Source organism: Aestuariimicrobium sp. p3-SID1156 (genome assembly GCF_025144225.1).
In the GTDB taxonomy this organism is placed as follows: Bacteria; Actinomycetota; Actinomycetes; order Propionibacteriales; family Propionibacteriaceae; genus Aestuariimicrobium.
Genome location: NZ_JALXXB010000003.1, coordinates 235872 through 255743, shown reverse-complemented (window position 1 = coordinate 255743; position 19872 = coordinate 235872). Strand labels below are relative to the sequence as shown.

The following is a 19872-nucleotide window of genomic DNA, read 5'->3' as shown; positions in this document are numbered from 1 at the left end:
TGTGTTGCGGGGGGCAATTTTCTGTTTCAGGAACATTTCATCCTGATCTGGCTGTGCGAGACGGTGGAGCGCCCACCGATGGGGATGGAGCGCAATGATTCGTGGGAGTCTCGGGACTAGGGCAGGATGGACAGCATGATCGACGACAGTGATGGCCGGGACGATTCCCGCAGACGGTCCGGGGACGGCTTGGGACGTGGCGGCGGACGACGGGGCGGCCGCCCCGGGCTTGGCGGCAGGTCCGGCGAGCGTGCCGGCGGCCGCTCGGGTGGACGTTCGGGCGGCTTCAGCCGTTCCGGTGCGCGCCCGTCCCGTGATGGGGATGGTGATGGTCGTCAGGATCGGCGCCGGGACGGAGATCGGCGTGAGGGCGATCGTCGAGAGGGCGGCCGAAGCGAACAGCGCGGCGGATCCAGGGACGCCCGTGACAACCGGTGGGGCTCGGATCGCCCGCGTGAGTACCGTCCGCGTCGTGACGGTGACAGTCCGCGGGGCGAGGATCGTTCCCGGTTTGAGCGTCGCGAGGACCGTCGAAGCGATGACCGGGGTGGGGAGGATCGCCCCAGGTTCCAGCGCCGCGATGACCGACGTTTCGACAGCGGTCGCGACGACCGTCGTTCCTTGGGTGCACGCGATGATCGCCGCTTCGGTGGGCGCCGCGACGATCGTTCCCGTGAGGAGATCCGCGAGGAGGAGCGTCAGGTCCGCCCGGGCCTGCAGCGCCGTGCCGACGAGCCACCAACCCCCACGGACATTGACGAGAAGATGCTTCCGCGTGCCGTGCGTGCCGAACTCCGAGGACTGCCCAAGGACCTGGCGTCCATCGTGGCGGCCCACCTGGTGATGGCCGGCGAGCTGATCGACGACGACCCACAGCTGGCGCTCGCCCACGCCCACGCAGCACGCCGACGCGCAGCCCGGCTACCCATCGTCCGGGAGGCCACCGCCGAAACCGCCTACGCGGCTGGTGATTGGGCCACGGCCCTCTCCGAGTACCGTGCGCTCCAGCGCATGGGCGGGGCCGCCGACTACCTTCCCGTGATGGCCGACTGCGAGCGCGCCCTGGGGCGTCCACGTGAAGCGCTCAAGCTCGCGAAGGACGCTGCATCCCAGCAGCTCGACCCTGCCATGCAGCTGGAGATGGTGATCGTCGAGGCGGGGGCACGGGCCGATCTGGGTCAGGTGGATGAAGCGCTGCGCCTGGTCGACCAGGCACTGAACACCCGTCGCGGCCCCAGGGAGGCCTTCGCCCGACTCTTCTACACCTCTGCTGACCTCCACGAACGTCGTGGCCACCAGGCCGAGGCGATCCGTCGATTCCAGCGTGCGATGGAACTCGACGAGGAGGAACTGCTCGATTCGCCAGTCCGTCTCGCTCGTCTCGGGGTCTCTGCAGGTGTGGAGCAGGACGTCGACATCCTCGCCATGATCGAGGAGGAGGAAGAGCCGCCCGCCGAGGAGTCCTCGGAAGGTTCGGCTGGGGACGCTGCTGGCGGGTCCAACGAGGGCGAATCCACAGCGTCAACCCCCGACCCCATCGACATCGACAACCAGAAGGATCACGAGTGAGCCTGATCAGCGCCTACGACGCCGCCCTCTTCGATCTTGACGGGGTGGTCTACCTCGGTCCCCAGGCCATCCCCGGCGCCGCCGAGGCGATCGCCACCCTGAGGGAGGAGGGCGTCCGCGTCGGTTTCGTCACCAACAATGCCGCCCGCGCCCCGCAGACCGTCGCCGACCACCTCACCGAGCTGGGTGTCGAAGCACGTGTGGACGACGTGGTCACCAGCGCCCAGGCCATTGCACGGCTGATGGCCAGCGAACTCCCCGAGGGGGCGCCAGTCCTGGTCACCGGCACACGGGCCCTGCGCGACGAGGTCATGGCGGTGGGCCTGGCCGTGGTGAACTCCAGCGCCGACCACCCGGCCGCTGTCGTCCAGGGCTACGACCCCGAGATGACGCTGCCGCGGCTGGAGGATGCCTGCCACGCAATCCAGAACGGCGCCCGCTGGTACGTCTCCAACACCGACTCCACCCGCCCCACCGACAAGGGGCTGGTCCCCGGCGCGGGTGCGCTGATGGGACTGGTCCGCACCGCGGTCGATGCCGAGCCGACGATCGCCGGCAAGCCGTATGCACCCCTGATGGAGGAGACCATCACCCGCCTGGGTGCCCAGCGTCCCCTGTTCGTCGGTGACCGCATCGACACCGACATCATGGGGGCGGTCGGCGTCGGCATGGACTCCCTGCTCGTCCTCACCGGGGCGCACGGCAAGCGCGACCTGGTGGGAGCCCCGGCCAAGGGTCGCCCCACCCACGTGGGGTACGATCTGGCAGCCCTGCAGGAGCCACCCCGTGTCGTCGAATTCCCCGATGCGCACACCGCCACCTGCAACGGCGCCAGCGCCCGCGTCGAGGGCGGCGAAGTGGCCCTCGACCACGTTCCCGTCGACCGGGACGGGCAGCTGGATGCCCTGTGGTGTGTGGCGAACCTGGTCTGGCGCACGAAGGCTGACGCCGGCGTGGCCCTCGACCGGCTGGACGCGCTTCGCTGAGCGGGGGACAGGGGACTAGGCTGTCCTGCTGTCCCTTCCAGCCCTTCAGGAGCCCCATGCGTGCCAACCGCAACCCGGCAATGGACCTGGCGCTGATCGCCGTCTTCGCTGCCCTCATCGTCGTCTTCTCCGTGGTGACCCTCCCGATGCCGGGTACCGGCGTCCCGCTGACCCTTCAGGTGCTGGCGATCGGTCTGGCCGGGATGGTGCTTGGCCCGTGGCGGGGTTTCGCCGCGACGTTGCTGTACCTGCTCGTCGGCTTTGCCGGCCTGCCAGTGTTTGCCCGGGGTGCCTCCACCGTGGCCGTGCTCGGCACCCCGACCGCCGGCTACCTGATCGCCTTCCCGATCTTCGCCGGCTTCGTCGGCCTGTGCGCCCAGCTCATCGTGCGTCGTGCCAACACCGGCCTGCGCGCCGCACTGCTCCTGGTGGCTGCGATCCTCGGCCGTTTCCTGGTCATCTTCCCGATCGGCGCGGCCGGTATCGCCCGCAACGTTCCGATGGCCTACGGCAAGGCCATGAAGGCGGACGCCCTGTTCTGGCTGGGCGACTGCATCAAGCTGGCCGCAGCCGCCGTCATCGCCGTGGCAGTGCACAAGGCCTTCCCGCAGCTGCTGGCAGCGCGTCCCGGGGATGTTGTCGAGGAGTGATCAGCCTCCGTGAAGCGGGCATCACCGTCGAGACCGCACAGTCCGGCAGGATGGTGCGCCGCACCATCCTGCACCCGCTCAGCCTGGACCTGGGGGAGCGGCGGATCGCCGTGGTCGGCGCGAACGGCTCCGGCAAGTCCTCCTTCCTGCGTCTGCTCAACGGGCTCACCGCGCCCACTCGTGGCAGTGTCGAGGTCAACGGCCTCGACACCCGAAAGGACGCCGCCAAGGTGCGGAGACAGGTGGGCTTCATCTTCACCGATCCGCTGCACCAACTCGTCATGACCACTCCGGCCGATGACATCGAGCTCAGCCTGCGGTCCAGCATCAGGGACCGCAGCGTCCGTCGTGCTGCCGCCCGCCAGCTTCTGGACGCCCGCGGCCTGGGGCGGGTGGCCGAGTCCTCCATCTACGACCTGTCCGGTGGGGAACGCCAGCTGGTCTCGCTCACCACGGTGCTGGCGGTGGAGCCGAGCATCATCGTCGCCGACGAGCCCACCACCCTGCTCGACCTGCGCAACCGCCGCGAGGTGATCGACGCCCTCACCGCCCTGGACCAGCAGCTCATCGTCGCCACCCACGACCTGGACTTCGCCGCCACGGCAGATCGCGTCCTCGTCATCGACGAAGGACGCCTGGTGCACGACGGTAATCCGAATGAGGCCATCGAGGAGTACCGTCGACGAATGCTGGGCGGGTTGTGAACCACCACCAGCTGTTCGGGGTGCACACCCCCACTGGCTCCTGGGTCCATCGCATCCCGGCACTGCCGAAGCTGACCGCGATCAGCCTGGTCATCCTGGCGGCTGCCTGGACCCGCACCGTACCCGCGGGGCTGGGGCTGCTCGTGCTGGCGGTGGTCCTGTTGGTGGCCAGCCGCGTTCCCTGGCGCCGGGCCTTCCTGATCTCACCCCTGTTCCTGTTCATGGTCGCCTTCGTGTGCTCCTACCCCTTCTTCTTCGGGAGCCGGGTCCAAGCGCTGGTTACCGCGTGCATCATCATCGGATCTTTGCTGCTGAGCCGAGTCATCACGCTGACCACGCCGATGATGGACCTCGTCGACGCGATGGTGTGGCTGGCCAGGCCGCTGGACTGGGTGGGGATCGGCGCGGAACGTTTCGGGCTGGCCGCCATGGTGATGCTGAGGTCAGTGCCCTACCTGGCTGACGCCTTCAGTCGCGTGGGGGAGGCGGCGCGAGCTCGGGGCATCGAACGCAACCTCTTCGCCCGGGTCACCCCCGTCGTGGTGGATGCGGTCTACTACGCCCAACGGACCGGCGAGGCACTGGGTGCTCGTGGCCTCGGCGACGCCGGCACCCCCAGGTCCCCCCAGAGGCGCATCCCAGAGGATGGAGTCCGTGGCGGTAGAGTCCCAGACCATGAGTGAGCAGCTCCCGCCGGCTCCCCAGACCGGCAACCACCGCGTGGACGCAGCACTGGCCGAGTTCGGCGACATCCACCAGCATGACGCTGCCGACCACCACGCTCGCCTTAGCCACGTGCAGGAAGTGCTGGCCTCGGTCCTGGAGAACCCCAACCCCATGCCCAGACCCCAACAACAGCAGTGACAGCCGGCGTCCGCCTCGACATCGCGCTCGTCGAGCGCAGTCTGGTGAGTTCACGCAACCGTGCCCAGCGCCTGGTGTCCCAGGGCCGCGTGCACGTCAACGGGACGCCGGCAGTGCGGGCCAGTCAGCCCATCCACCCCGCCGACGAGGTGCTCGTCGTCGAGCCCGAGCGCTGGGTCAGCCGGGCAGCGCACAAGCTCGATGCAGCCCTGGACGCCATTGACCCCGGCGGGAAGCTGTTCGCGGATCACCCGGTGGTGCTGGACGCTGGGGCATCCACAGGCGGCTTCACCCAGGTCTGCCTCGAGCGCGGCGCCAGCCTGGTCCACGCCATCGACGTGGGCCACGACCAGATCCACCCCAGCCTGCGAGCTGACCACCGCGTGCACGTCGTCGAAGGCTTCAACCTGCGCCACCTCACCCCCGCCGACCTGCCCGGCCCGGTCGACCTGGTGGTCTGCGACGTCTCCTTCATCTCGCTCACCATGCTGCTTGAGCAACTTCTGTCGGTCCTCACACCCACGGGAATGGCCGTCCTCATGGTCAAGCCCCAGTTCGAGGTGGGGCGAGAACTGCTGGGGCCGGGTGGGGTGGTCACCGACCCTGTGCTGCAGCAGGAAACGGTGGACCGCGTGGCGGCGCAGGCATCCGACCTGGGCTGGCAGGTGGTGGCCGGTGAACCAGCGGCGATCACGGGAACGCATGGGAACCAGGAGTTCTTCCTGGCGCTCAGCCGTCCACAGCCTCACCGATAAGGTCGGAGCATCCCAGTAGGGTGACAACGGTCCGCCCCGCCGAGGAAGCGCGGACGAGCAGAAGGGGAGGCAAGAGTGGAATCCACGACGCAGCGCACGCTGGCGGTGATGGTGCACCCCTGGCGCGAGGACGCCCTCTACTCCGCCCTCGTCTTCATCCAGCAGGTGACCACCCAGGAGGCCATGTGCGTGGTCGCCCCCGAGCAGTGGGAGCGGGTCAGCAGCCGGCTGCCCGAACTCGTGGAGGAAGGCGCCCTTCGCGTCCGTGAGCACCTGGACGACACCGTCGAGCTCGTGGTGGTCTTCGGTGGCGACGGCACCATCCTGCGTGCCGCCGAGTGGGCGCACGAGGCAGAGGTGCCGCTGCTGGGCGTCAACCTGGGGCACGTCGGTTTCCTGGCTGAACTCGAGCGATCCGACCTGCCCTCGCTGACCACACGAGTCCTCGAGCGCAGCTACGCGGTGGAGGAACGCCTGACACTATGGGTGACCGTCAGTGATGACCAGGGCCACACCCTCTGGGAGTCCTTCGCCATCAACGAGGTCAGCCTGGAGAAGGCGGCCAGGGAACGCATGCTCGAGGTCCTGGTCAGTGTCGACGACAGGCCGATCTCCCGGTGGGGGTGTGATGGCGTCCTGGTCTCGACACCCACCGGCTCCACGGCCTACGCCTTCAGCGCTGGTGGTCCGGTGATGTGGCCCGATGTCGAGGCCATCGAACTGGTCCCGCTATCGGCCCATGCGCTGTTCGCCCGCCCCATGGTGCTCAGCCCGGGTTCCCACGTCGCCGTCGCGCTGCAGGGGGACAATCTGTCCGGAGGGGTGGTCTGGTGCGATGGGCGGCGCACGGTCGACGTCACCCCCGGCACCCTGGTCACCGTGCGCCGCGGGTACCATCCGCTGCGCCTGGCGCGACTCACCGAACAGCCCTTCACGACGCGTCTGGTGAAGAAGTTCGACCTGAGCGTCGAGGGCTGGCGGGGCTGAGATGCTCCGCCAATTGAGGATCCGCAACCTCGGTGTGATCGCGGAGGCGAGCATCGACCTCGGTCCCGGCATGATCGCCCTCACCGGCGAAACAGGTGCGGGCAAGACGATGGTCACCAGTGGCCTCGGCTTGCTGCTGGGTGGCCGCGCGGATGCCGGAGTCGTGCGCCATGGCAGCGACCGTGCCCTCGTCGAGGGCCGCTTCGAGGGCATTGAGCCGGCTCTGGTGGAGGAACTCGGTGGCGACCTGGAGGACGGCGAACTGCTGGTCAGCCGTCAGGTCAGCCACCAGGGTCGTTCGCGTGCCGTCGTCGGCGGCGCCCAGGCAACGATTGGTGGGCTCGGTGCCCTGACCTCCACCGTCGCCACGATTCATGGCCAGTCCGAACAGGTCCGACTGGCCAGCAGCGAACGCCAGCGCGATGTTCTGGACCGCTTCTGCGGGGCAGACCACCTGCAGGCGCTCGCCGCTCACCAGGAGCTCCACCAGAGCCGTCGTACCTTGCAGGCTGAACTCGACGATCTGGTCCAGCGATCGATGGAGCGTGCCCGCGAGGCCGACCTTCTCCGCCATGGGCTGGAGGAGATCTCCGGCGTCGACCCCCAGCCGGGGGAGGACTCCGAGTTGGCGGTCGAGGCCGCGCGGCTCGCCTCCCTGGACCAGCTGCGCAGCCTCGCGGAGGAGGCCTCGCTCCAGATCAGCGGCAGCGACGAGGGTGACCTGGAAGCGCCCGGGGCCGTCGGACTGGTCGGCTCAGCACGTCGCACCCTGTCCACCCTCGCCGACCTGGACGCAACTGCACGTGATCTCTCGGACCGAGTGGAGGAGGCCCTGGTCCTGGTTAGTGACCTCGCCGCCGATGTCGCCTCCTACCGGCAGGACCTGGAGGCCGACCCGGCCCGCTTCGAGGCCGTCGTGGCTCGGCAGGCAGCCCTGGCCGGGCTCACCCGCAAGTACGGGACCACCATCGACGAGGTGCTCGCGTGGGCGGAGGAGTCAGCCCTCCGCCTCGGCGAACTCGAGGGCAGCGACGAACGTATCGGGCACCTGCGAGCGGAGGTTGCCCGACTCACCCAGGAACTGGACCGCTCCGCAGCAGGGATCACCGCGACCCGCCGCGAGGGAGCCGAGCGGCTGGCTGAACTTGTCACCGTGGAACTGTCCGCGCTGGCCATGCCGCATGCCCGGCTGGGCTTCCAGCTCGACCCGCTCCCCGAACCCGGCCCGCACGGGGCAGAAAGCGTGCACCTGGTCTTTGCCGCCAACGCCGGCAGCCCGCCGCAACCGCTGGGCAAGGTCGCCTCGGGTGGCGAACTCTCGCGCGTCCGACTCGCCCTGGAGGTGATCCTGGCCGGAGACGCGCAGGATCATACCTTCGTCTTCGACGAGGTCGACTCCGGTATCGGCGGCGCGGTCGCGCTCGAAGTGGGTCGACGCCTGGCTCGGCTTGCCCAACACTCCCAGGTGCTGGTGGTGACCCACCTCGCCCAGGTGGCTGCCTTCGCCGACCAGCAGTACGTCGTCCACAAGCAGTCAGATGGCGAGGTCACCGCCAGCGGTGTGAGCCTGGTCGAGGGCGCCGAGCGCGAAGCCGAGCTCGCTCGCATGATGGGCGGCATGGACAAGGCTGAGGCCGCACGGGAGCATGCCCGAGAACTCCTGGCTGAGGCTCAGTCGTCCGGTGGCGCAGCGCCTCAGTCGAGGACTGTCGCCAGGTCGTAGGCCGAACCCACGCCCAACTGGTCCACTCGGCAGGAGTGGGCATCACGGTCCGGTCGCCAGCGACGAAACTTGGCGGGGTGGCGGAACTGGCGTCCCTCCAACTGGTCGAACTCGACCTCCATCACCAACTCAGGGCGCAGGAAGATCGTCGGCTGGGTCACTGAGTTCATCGGCGAGAGCCCGATCACGTCCACCCGGGATTCAGCGATCTCGAGGCCGGCGAACTCCTGCAGCATGTCCACCCGCTGGCCCGCGGTGAGGTGCTCGACGGACCCGACGTAGTAGAGCGCCTCGTCATCGGACCCGTACAGGCCCAGCAGCACACGCCCCACGCCGCGGTGCCGGGGCGTCCGCCGATAGCCCAGCACGACCACCTCAGCGGTGCGGTTATGCTTGACCTTCTGCCAACTCCGCCGGCCGAACTCGTAGCTGCTCTCGCACTCCTTGACCATGATGCCGTCCAGGCCGTGGCCCTCGAACTGGTCGAACCACTCGCGTGCCCTCTCGGCGTCCGCGGTCTGGGCCGTGACGTGCAGGCCGGAGCTGTCCGGGATGGTGAGGAAGATGTCCTCCAGCACAGCCCGGCGCGTCCGTAGCGGTTCGTCGGTGAGGTCACGATCACCCAGGGCAAGCACGTCGAACACCACCAAGTGGGCCGGGTGCTGCTCCGAGGGACGAGCGACCCGCCGCAGCGAGGGATGCATGCGCTCGCAGAGGGCGTCCCAGTCGAGGCGCTGGGAACCCTCGGGGCCGAAGGGCATGATGATTTCACCGTCGATGACACAACGGTCCGGCAGGGTCTGGCACAGGGACTCGACCACCTCGGGGAAGTAGGCGTTCAGGGAACGGTTCATGCGGCTGGCCAGCTCCAGCTGGTCGCCGTCGCGCAGCACCACGCACCGAAAACCATCCCACTTCGGCTCGTAGACGTAGCCGCCGGGAATGGAGTCCTGTGAAGGGATGTCGTCGACGAGACGGGCCAACATGGGTGCCACTGGCGCTTCAATGGGCAGTCGCATGAGTGCATGCTCTCATGAACCGCCCCAGCTGCCCAGCGGGGTGGAACATTCGCGCAGTGGTGACTTGCGGTGCGAGGGAGGGCGATCACACGGGGACACGTATCCGGGCGTGACACCCTATGATGGGAGCCCGTGGGCAAAGCGAAGGAAACCAAGCACCTGTTCGTCACCGGCGGAGTCGTCTCCTCCCTGGGGAAGGGCCTGACGGCCTCCAGCCTGGGCAGCCTGCTGATCGCGCGTGGCGTGAAGGTCACGATGCAGAAGCTCGATCCCTACCTCAACGTGGATCCGGGCACCATGAACCCCTTCCAGCACGGCGAAGTGTTCGTCACCGAGGACGGCGCCGAGACCGACCTGGACATCGGCCACTACGAGCGCTTCCTGGACGTCAACCTCGACGGCGCCGCCAACGTCACCACCGGCAAGGTCTACTCCACCGTCATCGCCAAGGAGCGTCGCGGTGACTACCTGGGTGACACCGTGCAGGTCATCCCGCACATCACCAACGAGATCAAGGAACGGATGATGGCCGTCGGTGGTCCGCACATCGACGTGGTCATCCACGAGATCGGCGGCACCGTGGGCGACATCGAGTCGCTGCCCTTCCTCGAGGCCGCCCGCCAGGTCCGCCACGAGGTTGGCCGCGACAACTGCTTCTTCCTGCACGTCTCCCTGGTGCCCTACATCGGACCCTCGGGTGAGATGAAGACCAAGCCCACCCAGCACTCAGTGGCCGCCCTGCGCCAGGTCGGCATCCAGCCCGACGCCATCGTCTGCCGGGCCAACCGCGAACTCGGTGACAGCGTCAAGCGCAAGATCGCGATGAGCTGTGACGTGGACGAGGAGGCCGTGGTCAGCTGCATCGACGCCCCCTCCATCTACGCCATCCCCCGCGTGCTGCACGAGGAGGGCCTGGACGCCTACGTCGTCCGCCGCCTGAACCTGAAGTTCCGCGACGTGAACTGGGACCGCTGGGACGAGCTGCTCGACAGCGTCGAGAACCCGACCGAGGACGTCACCGTCGCGCTCGTCGGCAAGTACATCGACCTGCCGGACGCCTACCTGTCGGTGACCGAGGCCCTGCGCGCCGGCGGTTTTGCCCACCGCGCCAGGGTCCACATCAAGTGGGTGGCCTCTGACAGCTGCGAGACCCGCGAGGGTGCACTCGCCGAACTCGGCGACGTGGACGCCATCTGCGTCCCGGGCGGTTTCGGCATTCGCGGCGTCGAGGGCAAGCTCGGGGCACTCAAGTTTGCCCGCGAGAACAAGATCCCCACCCTGGGTCTCTGCCTGGGTCTGCAGTGCATGGTGATTGAGGCGGCTCGCACCATGGCTGGCATCGAGGACGCCGCGTCGACCGAGTTCGACCCGGAGACCGGCTCCCCGGTGATCGCCACCATGGCCGAGCAGCAGCACATCGTCTCCGGTGAAGGGGACCTCGGCGGTTCGATGCGTCTGGGCTCCTACCCGGCCGAGCTGGTGCGCGGATCGGTCGTCGCCCGCGCCTACGGCAAGACCAAGGTCGAGGAGCGCCACCGCCACCGCTACGAGGTCAACAATGCCTACCGACCCCAGCTGGAGGAGGCAGGCCTCGTCATCTCCGGCACCTCGCCCGACCGCAACCTGGTCGAATTCGTCGAGCTGCCCCGCTCGGTGCACCCCTACTACGTCGCCACCCAGGCCCATCCGGAACTGAAGTCGCGCCCCACCCGCCCGCACCCGCTGTTCGCCGGGCTGGTCGAGGCCGCACTGAAGCGCAAGCACTCCGATCGGCTCCCGGTCAACGGCGCCGAGGGTGCCGAGGCCCAGAAGGCAGTCGGGGAGGATCAGTGAACGCCGACCGGCATAGTCCTTCAGCAGCGGAGGTCCTCGCTGACAGCCCGGAAGCCTGGCAGGTCGCCCATCACGAGGTGCTGGCCCGCGGCCGGGTCTGCCATTTCGTCGAGGATGAGCTGGTCCCGCCGACCGGTGGCCCCGCCTTTCGGCGGCAGTTCATCTCCCACCCCGGCGCCGTCGGCATCATCGCCGTGGACGACCAGGACCGGGTCGCCGTCGTTCGCCAATATCGCCACCCAGTCGGCCTGAAGCTGGTCGAGCCCCCCGCCGGCCTGCTTGACGTCGAGGGCGAGGACTTCCTGCGCGCCGCCCAGCGCGAGCTCGCCGAGGAGGTCCAGCTGCAAGCCGGGACCTGGCGACTGCTGGTCGACGTGTGCACCAGCCCCGGCGGCTCGGAGGAGTCGGCCCGCGTCTTCCTCGCCACCGACCTTTCCGAGGCGCCGCACCCCGACGGTTTCGCACCCGAGGACGAAGAGGCCGACATGGAGGCCGCCTGGGTCCCGTTCGAGGATCTGGTCGACGGCATCCTGGCCGGACGCCTGCAGTCTCCGCTGCTGGTCTCCGGCATCATGGCGCTGGCTGCGGCGCGTGCCACCGGACGCCTGGACTCCCTGCGCCAGCCCGACGCCCCGTGGCCGGTGCGTGAGATCCATGCCGGACGCCCCCGCGACTGAGCCCACGCCCGTCCCGCGTGAGCTGGCGACGGTCCTCCAGGACTACCTGGACCACCTGACGGTGGAACGAGGGCTCTCGGCCAACACCCTGGAGTCCTACCGCCGCGACCTGGAGCGCTACCTGCGCCACCTCACTGAACGTGGGGTCATCGCGCTGCGGGAAGTGGCGCCCTCCGACGTGGACGAGTTCAGCCAATGGCTCAGCGCCGGCGCGGGGACCGGCACACCGATGGCGCGATCCTCGGTCGGTCGAGCGGTGGTCGCGGTGCGCGGCTTCCACAAGTTCGTGGCGGGGGAGGGCATCACCGCCGCCGACCCCGCCGTCGAGGTGACCCCGCCAGCCGTGGGCAAGCGGCTGCCCAAGGCGCTCTCCCAGGACCAAGTGGCAGCCCTGCTGGCCACGCCCGACACCACGACGGTCGACGGTCTTCGCGATGCCGTGCTGCTGGAACTGCTCTACGGGACCGGTGCCCGCATCAGCGAAGTCTGCGGCCTGGACGTCGACGACGTCAGCAGGGCCCTCGACGACGAGGATGCCGCCATTCGACTGCTCGGCAAGGGCAACAAGGAACGCGTGGTCCCGCTGGGCTCCTTCGCCCGGGCAGCGGTCGACCAGTGGTTGGTCCGCGGGCGTCCCGGGTGGGCCACGCGGGCACGGCAGCCGGGCCCCGCGCTGCTGCTCAACACGCGGGGTAACCGGTTGAGCAGGCAGAGCGCCTGGGCGATCGTCCAGACCGCCGCCGAGAAGGCCCGACTGGGGGTCGAGGTCTCCCCGCACAGCCTGCGGCACTCCTTCGCCACCCACTTGCTTGACGGTGGGGCCGATATTCGCGTGGTGCAGGAGCTGCTCGGCCATTCCTCGGTGACCACGACCCAGATCTACACGATGGTGACCGTGGAGCACCTGCGCGAGGTCTACCGCAGCTCCCACCCCCGCGCCCGCAGCTAGACTTCGGGGAGAATGACTTCGGAAGGGATTCACGTGGCCGACGAGTACGGGCTGGACGAGAACGAACTGCACACCGCGGGGCAGGGCGAGGGCGTCGACGCGCTCTTCGACGTGGAGGCGTCCGAGACCCCCGAGCTGCGGTTGCCGGTGACGCGCGTCGACCCCGAGACCTCCGACGTCGGCCCCACCGGACGTCCCTGGCCCGTGCTTCCCGAGGTCCCGCCCGTCGGCGAGGGGCCGAAGAAGGCCATCACGATCGCCATGACCAACCAGAAGGGCGGCGTGGGCAAGACCACCACGACGATCAACCTGGGGGCGTCCCTGGTGGAGCTCGGTCGCAAGGTGCTGCTGGTCGACTTCGACCCCCAGGGCTCGCTGTCGGTGGGCCTGGGCGTCAACCCCCACACCCTTGAGCGCTCGATCTACGACCTGCTGCTCAGCCGTCGCCACACCCCCGAGGAGGTCATCCAGGAGACCGTCATTGAGGGGATGGACCTGCTCCCGGCCAACATCGACCTGTCGGCCGCCGAGGTCCAGCTGGTCAGCGAGGTCGCCCGCGAGCAGACCCTCCTGCGCGTCCTGGACAAGGTGGAGGACCAGTACGACTTCATCCTGATCGACTGCGCCCCCTCGCTCGGCCTGCTCACGGTCAATGCACTGACCGCCTCGGACAAGGTCATCATCCCGCTGGAGTGCGAATTCTTCGCCCTGCGCGGGGTGGCGCTGTTGACTGACACCATCGACAAGGTGTCCGACCGACTGAACCCCGACCTGGACCTGCTGGGCATCGTCGGCACCATGTATGACGCCCGCACCCTGCATTCCCGCGAGGTGCTCGAGCGCGTGGTCGATGCCTTTGGTGACAAGGTCTTCCACACCGTCATCCGGCGTACCATCAAGTTCCCCGAGACCACGGTCGCCGGGGAGCCGATCACCAGCTATGCCAGCAACTCCGCCGGAGCCGAGGCCTATCGCATGCTCGCCCGGGAGGTGCTCGCCCGATGCCACGCCGGGTGAACCTGCCCGGGGCCTCCGAACTCTTCCGACGCACCGAGCCCCAAACGACCCCCAGCAGGGCCCGGATCGACGACGGCGGTGCCGAGCGGAAGACCGAGGCGGAGCCGACCGGACGCGTCCGGCACGAGGAGAAGATCACCGTCTACTGTTCCTCGGCTGAGCTGGTGGCCCTGGAACAGGCCCGGCTGCAATTGCGCGCCGAGCACCGTCTTGCGGTCGACCGGGGACGCATCGTCCGTGCCGCCGTGGCCCGGGCCCTCGCCGACCTCGCCGAGCGCGGTGAGGACTCCGACCTGGTCACCCGCCTGCGAGAGACCCGGTGACCACACGCCTGGAGGGCAGCGAGGACGCCCCGAGCGGCTTCGTGCTCAAGCTGGACAACTTCGAGGGCCCCTTCGACCTGCTCCTGCAGCTGATCAGCAAGCACAAGCTCGACGTCACCGAGGTAGCCCTCAGTCGGGTCACTGACGAGTTCATCTCCTGGATCAAGGTCGGCTCGAAGGCCTGGGACCTGGACCAGACCTCCTCCTTCCTGCTGGTGGCAGCGACCCTGCTGGACTTGAAAACCGCCCGGCTGCTTCCCTCCGGAGAGGTGGAGGACCTGGAGGACCTGGCCCTGCTGGAGGCCCGCGATCTGCTCTTCGCCCGGCTGCTGCAGTACCGCGCCTTCAAGGAGGTCTCCACCATCTTCGCCGCCCGACTGGGGGAGGAGGCCTCACGCTTTGCCCGGCCCGGTGGTCTTGAGGCCCAGTTCGCGGCCCTGGTGCCGCCGGTCACGTTGCCGCCCGCCGACCGGCTTGCGAAGCTGCTCGCGAAACTGCTGCAGCCCGAGCAGGTGGCCGAGGTGGGTCTGGCCCACCTCCACGGTGCGAAGGTCAATGTGCAGGAACAGGCCCGCATCGTGGTGGCCCGGCTCCAGCAACACGGCACGATGAGTTTCCGCGACCTGTGTGCGGACGCGGACCGGCTCACCACGGTGGCACGTTTCCTGTCCCTGCTCGAATTGTTCCGGGACGCTGCAGTGAGTTTCGAGCAACTCTCGCCGCTGGGTGAGCTGACCATCCGCTGGACCGGGGACCAGGACACGGACCACGAGATCTCCGACGAATTCGACCAGCCGGCCGGTGAGGAGGCCCCATGAATACCAGCCCCGCAGAGATCGCACCCGCGCTGGAAGCCCTGTTGTTGATGGCCACCGAACCCGTGGATGCCATGACCCTCGCCGAAGCCCTCGGCGTCCCCCTTGAACAGGTGACCGAGGCCTGCCTGGACCTCAAGGATTTCTACGACGAGTCCGGGCGCGGTTTCGAGTTGCGGAATGTGGGTGGCGGCTGGCGGCTGTGGACCAGGCCCGAACATGGTGAGCTGATCTCGCGCTGGGTGCTGGAGGGGCAGCAGTCCAAGCTCTCCCAGCCCGCGCTGGAAACCCTGGCCGTGATCGCCTACCTGCAGCCGATCTCGCGCTCCCGGGTATCGGCCGTACGCGGGGTCAACGTGGACGGGGTCGTGCGCACGCTGCTCTCCCGCGGGCTGGTCGAAGAGGCCGAGCAGGAGCCCGATCACCACGGACCGGCCCTGTTCCGCACCACCGACCATTTCCTGGAGCGGATGGGCATGGAATCGGTGGACGAGCTGCCGCCGCTGGCCCCGCACCTGCCCGATGCGACGGACCTGGAATCCGAACTGGCCCGTATTGTGGAGGTCGATCCGGCTGCAGGGCCGCAGGCAGGGCCGACCGGACCGACGACGAGTGAGGACGAGACCGATGAGTGAGCACGACCGCGAGCCCTCTGGCACGAACCAGCCCCAGGAGCAGAACGAGGGCATCCGCCTGCAGAAGGCGCTGGCCCAGGCCGGTGTGGCCTCACGGCGCGCCTGCGAGGTGATGATTGAGGAGGGCCGAGTCGAGGTCAACGGCCAGGTGATCATGGAACAGGGCGTGCGCGTGGACCCGGCCCGCGATGTCATCCGCGTCGACGGCTCCCGCATCCCACCGGCCCGCCACCACCTCTACTTCGTCCTGAACAAGCCGCGCGGGGTCGTGTCCACCCTGGAGGACCCCGAGGGCCGCCTCACCCTCAAGGACTACATGGATCGGCAGAAGGAGCGCCTCTTCCACGTCGGCCGCCTGGACACCGACACCGAGGGCCTGATCCTGCTCACCAATGACGGTGAGTTCGCCCACCGACTGGCCCACCCCAGCTACGAGGTCTCCAAGACCTACCTGGCCGAGGTCGAGGGCAAGCTCGACATGAAGGTGGTCGAGCGCATCGAGAAGGGCCTGCGGCTCGAGGACGGCCCGGTCAAGCCCGACCGGGTCAAGCTCATCGACGCCACCGAGACCAAGTCGCTGATCCGCATCACCCTGCACGAGGGCCGCAACCGCATCGTCCGCCGCATGATGGACGCCGTGGGCCACCCGGTCCGTCGCCTCTCCCGCATCTCCATCGGCCCGGTGCGGCTGGGAAACCTGCGCGTGGGGGAGTCGCGCCACCTCACGCGTGAGGAGATCGGCGAGCTGATGGACCTGGTGGGCATGTGAGGGCCTCCAGCCCCAAGAGCTAGGGTGGGCCGTGTGTCGGTCATGAAGCAACGGATCAAGGGGCTGGAAACCGAGTACGGCCTGGGCATCCAGGTGCTCACCAGCCATGACATCGCTCCCGGCATCAGTGAGGACGTCTGGCGTCCACTCGGGGCCGACGAGGCCGCCCAGCAGATGTTCCGGCCGGTCACCATGAAGCAGGCGTCCACCAATGCCTACCTTCGCAATGGTGGCCGGCTTTACCTGGATGTCGGTTCGCATCCCGAGTACGCCACGCCCGAATGTGATCGCATCCACGACCTGATCGTCCACGACCGTGCCGGGGACAGGATCATGGACGACCTCGCCACCCGCGCCACGGCACTGATGGGCGAGGACGGTCTGGTGGCGCGCGTCCAGTTGTACAAGAACAACACCGACAGCCACGGCAATTCCTATGGCAGCCACGAGAACTACCAGGTCACCCGCGAGCTGCCGCTCAAGCACTGGGTCGCGGCGCTGACCCCCTTCCTGGTCGCCCGGCAGTTGCTCTGCGGGGCCGGCAAGTGGGTGACTGGTGAGGACGGACGCGGCAAGTTGTGGCTCTCCCAGCGCGCTGCGCACATGTGGGACCCGGTCTCGAACACCACGACGCGATCGCGACCGCTGATCAACTCGCGCGACGAACCACACGCCGATCCCACGAAGTTCCGTCGCCTCCACGTCATGGTGGGGGACTCCAACCTCGCCCAGCACACCCTGTTGCTGCGGCTCGGCGCCACCGAACTGGTGTTGCGCGCGATCGAGGACGGGCACGACTTCGCTGACCTGGAGCTGGGCAACCCGTCGGCGGCGATTCGGGAGGTCGCACGCCATCGCGATGGCAGGGGACGCCTGGAGCTGGTCTCGGGTCGGATCGTCACGCCCCTGGACATCCTTGACCGCATCCGGACCGTCGTCGAGCCCTATGCCGATGACAAGGACCTGGTGCATGCCCTGTCGCTGTGGCAGCTGGTGCTGGGCGCCGTGGCTGATCGGCAGCATGCCAGGATCGAGCGGCTGGTCGACTGGGCGATCAAGGAACGCATCATGCTGGAGTACGCACGCCGGCACCACCTCACTTCCCAGTCGGCGGTGTTGGCCGAGCTCGACCTGGCCTACCACGACATCCACCGCGGTACCGATGCCCGGGCGCGCGGGTTGTTCGCGCACGCGGAGGTGTCCGGGCATTGCGACAGACTCGCGGACGAGGACGAGGTGCGCCGTGCCAAGACCCATCCCGTGCCGACGACCCGGGCCTGGCTTCGCGGGCGGCTGGTCCAGACGGCGCGGGCCCAGGGGCGTGACTTCACCTGCGACTGGATGACCTTCACCTGCCGGGACCTGCCGCAGGGGACCGTCGTGATGCCCGACCCCCTGGAACACGAGAATCCAGAGGTGGAGGAACTCCTGGCCCGGATGGAGGGCGAGCCACGCCGGAGGCGTTCGGACAGCTTCATCCTCGAGGACCGCCCCATCTGAACGATCTGGCGCCGCCATCCACAGCCGGTTCGGCGCATGGACCCGCGTCGGGTAATCTGCAGCGGTGCCCAAGATTTCTCGTGACCTGAAGAGCCACACCCTCCGTACCGGTGTCGTTGCCTCCCTGGTGGTGGCCGGCCTGGCCCTGAGCGCCTGCAATGGCGACAAGCCCGGCACGGAGGACACCCCGACGGCCACCGCCTCGGGAACCCAGCTCCCCAGCATCGAGAACACCGCCAGCGCCCTCCCGAGCGGGTCGGCATCAGGATCGAGCTCGGCCTCGGCCTCCGCGGCGGCACCCAGCACCATCACCAACCTGGACGCCATCACCGCGACCGGTGCCTATGGCCAGCCCCCGAAGGTCACCGCCAAGTGGCCGCTGACCATCGCCAAGACCACCACCAAGGTGCTCAGCCCCGGCAAGGGCGGCAAGGTCACCAAGGGGACTGTCCAGGTCAACTACTCCGGCTTCAACGCTCGTACCGGCAAGCAGTTCGACACCTCCTTCAAGGGCGGCAAGGGCACCCCGGTCTCCTTCCCGCTCGACCAGGTCATCGCCGGTTTCCGCACCGGTCTGCAGGGTCAGCAGATCGGCTCCCGCGTGCTGATCATGATGTCGCCCAAGGACGGCTACGCCCAGGGCAACCCACAGGCCGGCATCCTGGGCACCGACTCGCTGATCTTCGTGGTCGACATCGTCTCCGCCCAGCTGGACGGCCCGGTCGGTACCCCAGTGACCCCGAAGGCCGGCCTGCCCACCGTCAAGGACAACGGCAAGGGCAAGGAGCCGACCATCACCATCGGCAGCGCCACCAAGCCGACCTCCCTGGTCATCCAGCCGCTGATCAAGGGCACCGGCCCCGCGGTGAAGAAGACCGACGGCATCGTGGTCAACTACACCGCCGTCAGCTGGAAGACCGGCAAGGTCGTGGCCTCCAACTACGAGACCGGTCCCGAGTCCGGACTCCTGAGCAGCCTGATCCCCGGCTGGCAGAAGGGTCTGGTCAACCAGCCCGCCGGTTCGCGCATCCTGCTCGTGGTGCCCCCGGCCGACGCCTACCCGAAGGGCAATGCCACCCCCTCGATCGCCGCGGACGAGACCCTGGTCTACGTGGTGGACATCCTGTTCACCAGCCCCGCCAGCTGATCGGGATCCACTACCCACCTGCGAGCTGCTGCAGCCCACGCCTCGAGCGGGAGCTGCAGCAGTTCTGCGTTGGTGAGCCCCGGCTCGAGGTCGAGGGAGGCCAACAACCACCCGCGGACCTCAACTGCTGAATGCCCGAGCTCGGCCAGGTCGGCCAGGCTCACCGCACCGTCGCGCTTGGCAAGCCGCTGGCCCTCGGCGTTCACCGCGAGCCCGACGTGCATGTACTCCGGCACCGGGAACCCGAGCCGATCGGCGAGCCAGGCCTGTCGCGGGGCCGAGCTGAGCAGGTCGTCGCCGCGGACCACCTGGCTGACGCCCTGGAGGCCGTCGTCGACGACGACGGCCAGGTTGTAGGCCGGGGTGCCGTCCCCACGCGCCACCACGAAGTCGTCCACCAGGCCGGTCACCTCGCCGGCGTACCGGTCATGGATCGCAAAGCTGGCGCCCTCGGAGCGAACCCGAAGGGCAGCGGGGCGCTGCGTCCGACGCTGTGCACGTTCGGAATCGGAGAGGTTCGCGCAGGTGCCCGGGTAGGGGCGATGGCCGTCATGGGGCGCCTGGGAGGCCTCGGCGACCTCGCGGCGAGTGCAGTAGCACTCGTAGGTGTCGAGACTGGTGATCGCGTCTCGGTAGAGGCCGAGCCGGTCGGACTGCCTCACCACCGGCTCGTCCCATTCGAGACCGATCGCGGCGAGGTCGGTGAGCTGCTGGTCGGCCACACCGTGCGCCGCAGTGACCCGCTGCTGGTCGAGGTCCTCGATGCGCACCAGGAAACCCTCGCCCTCGCGCCGGGCGAAGACCCAGGACAGCAGGGCCGTGCGCAGGTTGCCCAGGTGCATGGCAGAGGTCGGGCTGGGCGCGAACCGACCGGTCATCGAAACTCCTTCACCGGCGAAACTGGCATGTCGGGACGCTGGTAGCCTCCCACCAGGCCCAGTCTGGTACCA

The 19872-nt window shown here is 68.6% G+C and carries 21 protein-coding genes; 19 read left to right on the top strand and 2 right to left on the bottom strand.

Going from position 1 to position 19872, the window contains the following annotated elements; translation table 11 throughout:
- Window positions 1-135 precede the first annotated feature (135 nt).
- From M3G03_RS06390 to recN, 9 genes are all read left to right on the top strand, one after another.
- On the top strand, window positions 136-1569 hold the full coding sequence (locus M3G03_RS06390; protein ID WP_259808843.1) for a tetratricopeptide repeat protein: 1434 nt from the start codon (window positions 136-138) through the stop codon (window positions 1567-1569).
- Window positions 1566-2555 carry an HAD-IIA family hydrolase gene (locus M3G03_RS06385; RefSeq protein WP_259808842.1) on the top strand — a complete coding sequence of 330 codons (990 nt, stop codon included), beginning with the start codon at window positions 1566-1568 and terminating at the stop codon, window positions 2553-2555. The genes M3G03_RS06390 and M3G03_RS06385 overlap by 4 nt, the downstream gene beginning before the upstream one ends.
- A 56-nt stretch (window positions 2556-2611) precedes the next feature.
- A complete protein-coding gene (locus M3G03_RS06380; protein ID WP_259808841.1) occupies window positions 2612-3205 on the top strand; it encodes a biotin transporter BioY in 594 nt (197 codons plus the stop codon).
- Window positions 3202-3909 (top strand): energy-coupling factor ABC transporter ATP-binding protein, encoded by a 708-nt coding sequence (locus M3G03_RS06375; protein ID WP_259808840.1) that lies wholly within the window; start codon window positions 3202-3204, stop codon window positions 3907-3909. The genes M3G03_RS06380 and M3G03_RS06375 overlap by 4 nt, the downstream gene beginning before the upstream one ends.
- A complete protein-coding gene (locus tag M3G03_RS06370) occupies window positions 3906-4592 on the top strand; it encodes an energy-coupling factor transporter transmembrane protein EcfT (protein WP_259808839.1) in 687 nt (228 codons plus the stop codon). Before M3G03_RS06375 ends, M3G03_RS06370 begins: the two co-directional genes overlap by 4 nt.
- Entirely contained in the window at window positions 4585-4773 is a 189-nt protein-coding gene (locus M3G03_RS06365) for a hypothetical protein (RefSeq protein WP_259808838.1), read from the top strand. Before M3G03_RS06370 ends, M3G03_RS06365 begins: the two co-directional genes overlap by 8 nt.
- Entirely contained in the window at window positions 4770-5528 is a 759-nt protein-coding gene (locus M3G03_RS06360; protein ID WP_259808837.1) for a TlyA family RNA methyltransferase, read from the top strand. The genes M3G03_RS06365 and M3G03_RS06360 overlap by 4 nt, the downstream gene beginning before the upstream one ends.
- A 108-nt stretch (window positions 5529-5636) precedes the next feature.
- Entirely contained in the window at window positions 5637-6515 is an 879-nt protein-coding gene (locus M3G03_RS06355; protein WP_259808860.1) for an NAD kinase, read from the top strand.
- A 1-nt stretch (window position 6516) separates the two neighbouring features.
- Complete coding sequence (gene recN, locus M3G03_RS06350; protein WP_259808836.1) at window positions 6517-8238, top strand: DNA repair protein RecN; 1722 nt, start codon at window positions 6517-6519, stop codon at window positions 8236-8238.
- Here recN and M3G03_RS06345 read toward each other — a convergent pair.
- Window positions 8211-9257 carry an ATP-dependent DNA ligase gene (locus M3G03_RS06345; protein ID WP_259808835.1) on the bottom strand — a complete coding sequence of 349 codons (1047 nt, stop codon included), beginning with the start codon at window positions 9255-9257 and terminating at the stop codon, window positions 8211-8213. The two genes, recN and M3G03_RS06345, sit on opposite strands and share 28 nt — an antisense overlap.
- Window positions 9258-9389: 132 nt before the next feature.
- Here M3G03_RS06345 and M3G03_RS06340 point away from each other — a divergent pair, with 132 nt between their 5' ends.
- The 10 genes from M3G03_RS06340 to M3G03_RS06295 all read left to right on the top strand — a co-directional run bounded on the left by M3G03_RS06340 (window position 9390) and on the right by M3G03_RS06295 (window position 18922).
- A complete protein-coding gene (locus tag M3G03_RS06340; protein ID WP_259808834.1) occupies window positions 9390-11090 on the top strand; it encodes a CTP synthase in 1701 nt (566 codons plus the stop codon).
- On the top strand, window positions 11087-11767 hold the full coding sequence (locus M3G03_RS06335; RefSeq protein ID WP_259808833.1) for an NUDIX domain-containing protein: 681 nt from the start codon (window positions 11087-11089) through the stop codon (window positions 11765-11767). The genes M3G03_RS06340 and M3G03_RS06335 overlap by 4 nt, the downstream gene beginning before the upstream one ends.
- Window positions 11745-12716, top strand: coding sequence for a site-specific tyrosine recombinase XerD (xerD, locus tag M3G03_RS06330; protein ID WP_259808859.1), 972 nt, complete (start codon window positions 11745-11747; stop codon window positions 12714-12716). Before M3G03_RS06335 ends, xerD begins: the two co-directional genes overlap by 23 nt.
- A 12-nt stretch (window positions 12717-12728) precedes the next feature.
- Window positions 12729-13733, top strand: a complete 1005-nt coding sequence (locus tag M3G03_RS06325; RefSeq protein WP_259808832.1) for a ParA family protein — start codon at window positions 12729-12731, stop codon at window positions 13731-13733.
- Window positions 13718-14056 carry a hypothetical protein gene (locus tag M3G03_RS06320; protein ID WP_259808831.1) on the top strand — a complete coding sequence of 113 codons (339 nt, stop codon included), beginning with the start codon at window positions 13718-13720 and terminating at the stop codon, window positions 14054-14056. The genes M3G03_RS06325 and M3G03_RS06320 overlap by 16 nt, the downstream gene beginning before the upstream one ends.
- On the top strand, window positions 14053-14874 hold the full coding sequence (locus M3G03_RS06315) for a ScpA family protein (RefSeq protein WP_259808830.1): 822 nt from the start codon (window positions 14053-14055) through the stop codon (window positions 14872-14874). Before M3G03_RS06320 ends, M3G03_RS06315 begins: the two co-directional genes overlap by 4 nt.
- Window positions 14871-15506: an SMC-Scp complex subunit ScpB gene (gene scpB / locus M3G03_RS06310; RefSeq protein WP_259808829.1), complete on the top strand. Its 636-nt coding sequence runs from the start codon at window positions 14871-14873 to the stop codon at window positions 15504-15506. The genes M3G03_RS06315 and scpB overlap by 4 nt, the downstream gene beginning before the upstream one ends.
- Window positions 15499-16275 carry a pseudouridine synthase gene (locus tag M3G03_RS06305; protein WP_259808828.1) on the top strand — a complete coding sequence of 259 codons (777 nt, stop codon included), beginning with the start codon at window positions 15499-15501 and terminating at the stop codon, window positions 16273-16275. The genes scpB and M3G03_RS06305 overlap by 8 nt, the downstream gene beginning before the upstream one ends.
- A 42-nt stretch (window positions 16276-16317) precedes the next feature.
- Window positions 16318-17775, top strand: coding sequence for a proteasome accessory factor PafA2 family protein (locus tag M3G03_RS06300; RefSeq protein WP_259808858.1), 1458 nt, complete (start codon window positions 16318-16320; stop codon window positions 17773-17775).
- Between the two features lie 64 nt (window positions 17776-17839).
- Entirely contained in the window at window positions 17840-18922 is a 1083-nt protein-coding gene (locus M3G03_RS06295; RefSeq protein ID WP_259808827.1) for an FKBP-type peptidyl-prolyl cis-trans isomerase, read from the top strand.
- Here the strand turns inward: M3G03_RS06295 and gluQRS are convergent.
- Window positions 18883-19800: a tRNA glutamyl-Q(34) synthetase GluQRS gene (gene gluQRS / locus M3G03_RS06290; RefSeq protein WP_259808826.1), complete on the bottom strand. Its 918-nt coding sequence runs from the start codon at window positions 19798-19800 to the stop codon at window positions 18883-18885. The genes M3G03_RS06295 and gluQRS overlap by 40 nt on opposite strands.
- Between the last annotated feature and the right edge of the window lie 72 nt (window positions 19801-19872).

What these genes read in the sequence shown, in the direction of transcription:
- M3G03_RS06390 (WP_259808843.1), top strand. Translation starts at nt 136, where the DNA reads ATGATCGACGACAGTGATGGCCGGGACGATTCCCGCAGACGGTCCGGG.
- M3G03_RS06380 (WP_259808841.1), top strand. Translation starts at nt 2,612, where the DNA reads ATGCGTGCCAACCGCAACCCGGCAATGGACCTGGCGCTGATCGCCGTC.
- M3G03_RS06365 (WP_259808838.1), top strand. Translation starts at nt 4,585, where the DNA reads ATGAGTGAGCAGCTCCCGCCGGCTCCCCAGACCGGCAACCACCGCGTG.
- M3G03_RS06355 (WP_259808860.1), top strand. Translation starts at nt 5,637, where the DNA reads ATGGTGCACCCCTGGCGCGAGGACGCCCTCTACTCCGCCCTCGTCTTC.
- recN (WP_259808836.1), top strand. Translation starts at nt 6,517, where the DNA reads ATGCTCCGCCAATTGAGGATCCGCAACCTCGGTGTGATCGCGGAGGCG.
- M3G03_RS06345 (WP_259808835.1), bottom strand. Translation starts at nt 9,257, where the DNA reads ATGCGACTGCCCATTGAAGCGCCAGTGGCACCCATGTTGGCCCGTCTC.
- xerD (WP_259808859.1), top strand. Translation starts at nt 11,745, where the DNA reads ATGCCGGACGCCCCCGCGACTGAGCCCACGCCCGTCCCGCGTGAGCTG.
- M3G03_RS06325 (WP_259808832.1), top strand. Translation starts at nt 12,729, where the DNA reads ATGACTTCGGAAGGGATTCACGTGGCCGACGAGTACGGGCTGGACGAG.
- M3G03_RS06320 (WP_259808831.1), top strand. Translation starts at nt 13,718, where the DNA reads ATGCCACGCCGGGTGAACCTGCCCGGGGCCTCCGAACTCTTCCGACGC.
- scpB (WP_259808829.1), top strand. Translation starts at nt 14,871, where the DNA reads ATGAATACCAGCCCCGCAGAGATCGCACCCGCGCTGGAAGCCCTGTTG.
- M3G03_RS06305 (WP_259808828.1), top strand. Translation starts at nt 15,499, where the DNA reads ATGAGTGAGCACGACCGCGAGCCCTCTGGCACGAACCAGCCCCAGGAG.
- M3G03_RS06300 (WP_259808858.1), top strand. Translation starts at nt 16,318, where the DNA reads ATGAAGCAACGGATCAAGGGGCTGGAAACCGAGTACGGCCTGGGCATC.
- gluQRS (WP_259808826.1), bottom strand. Translation starts at nt 19,800, where the DNA reads ATGACCGGTCGGTTCGCGCCCAGCCCGACCTCTGCCATGCACCTGGGC.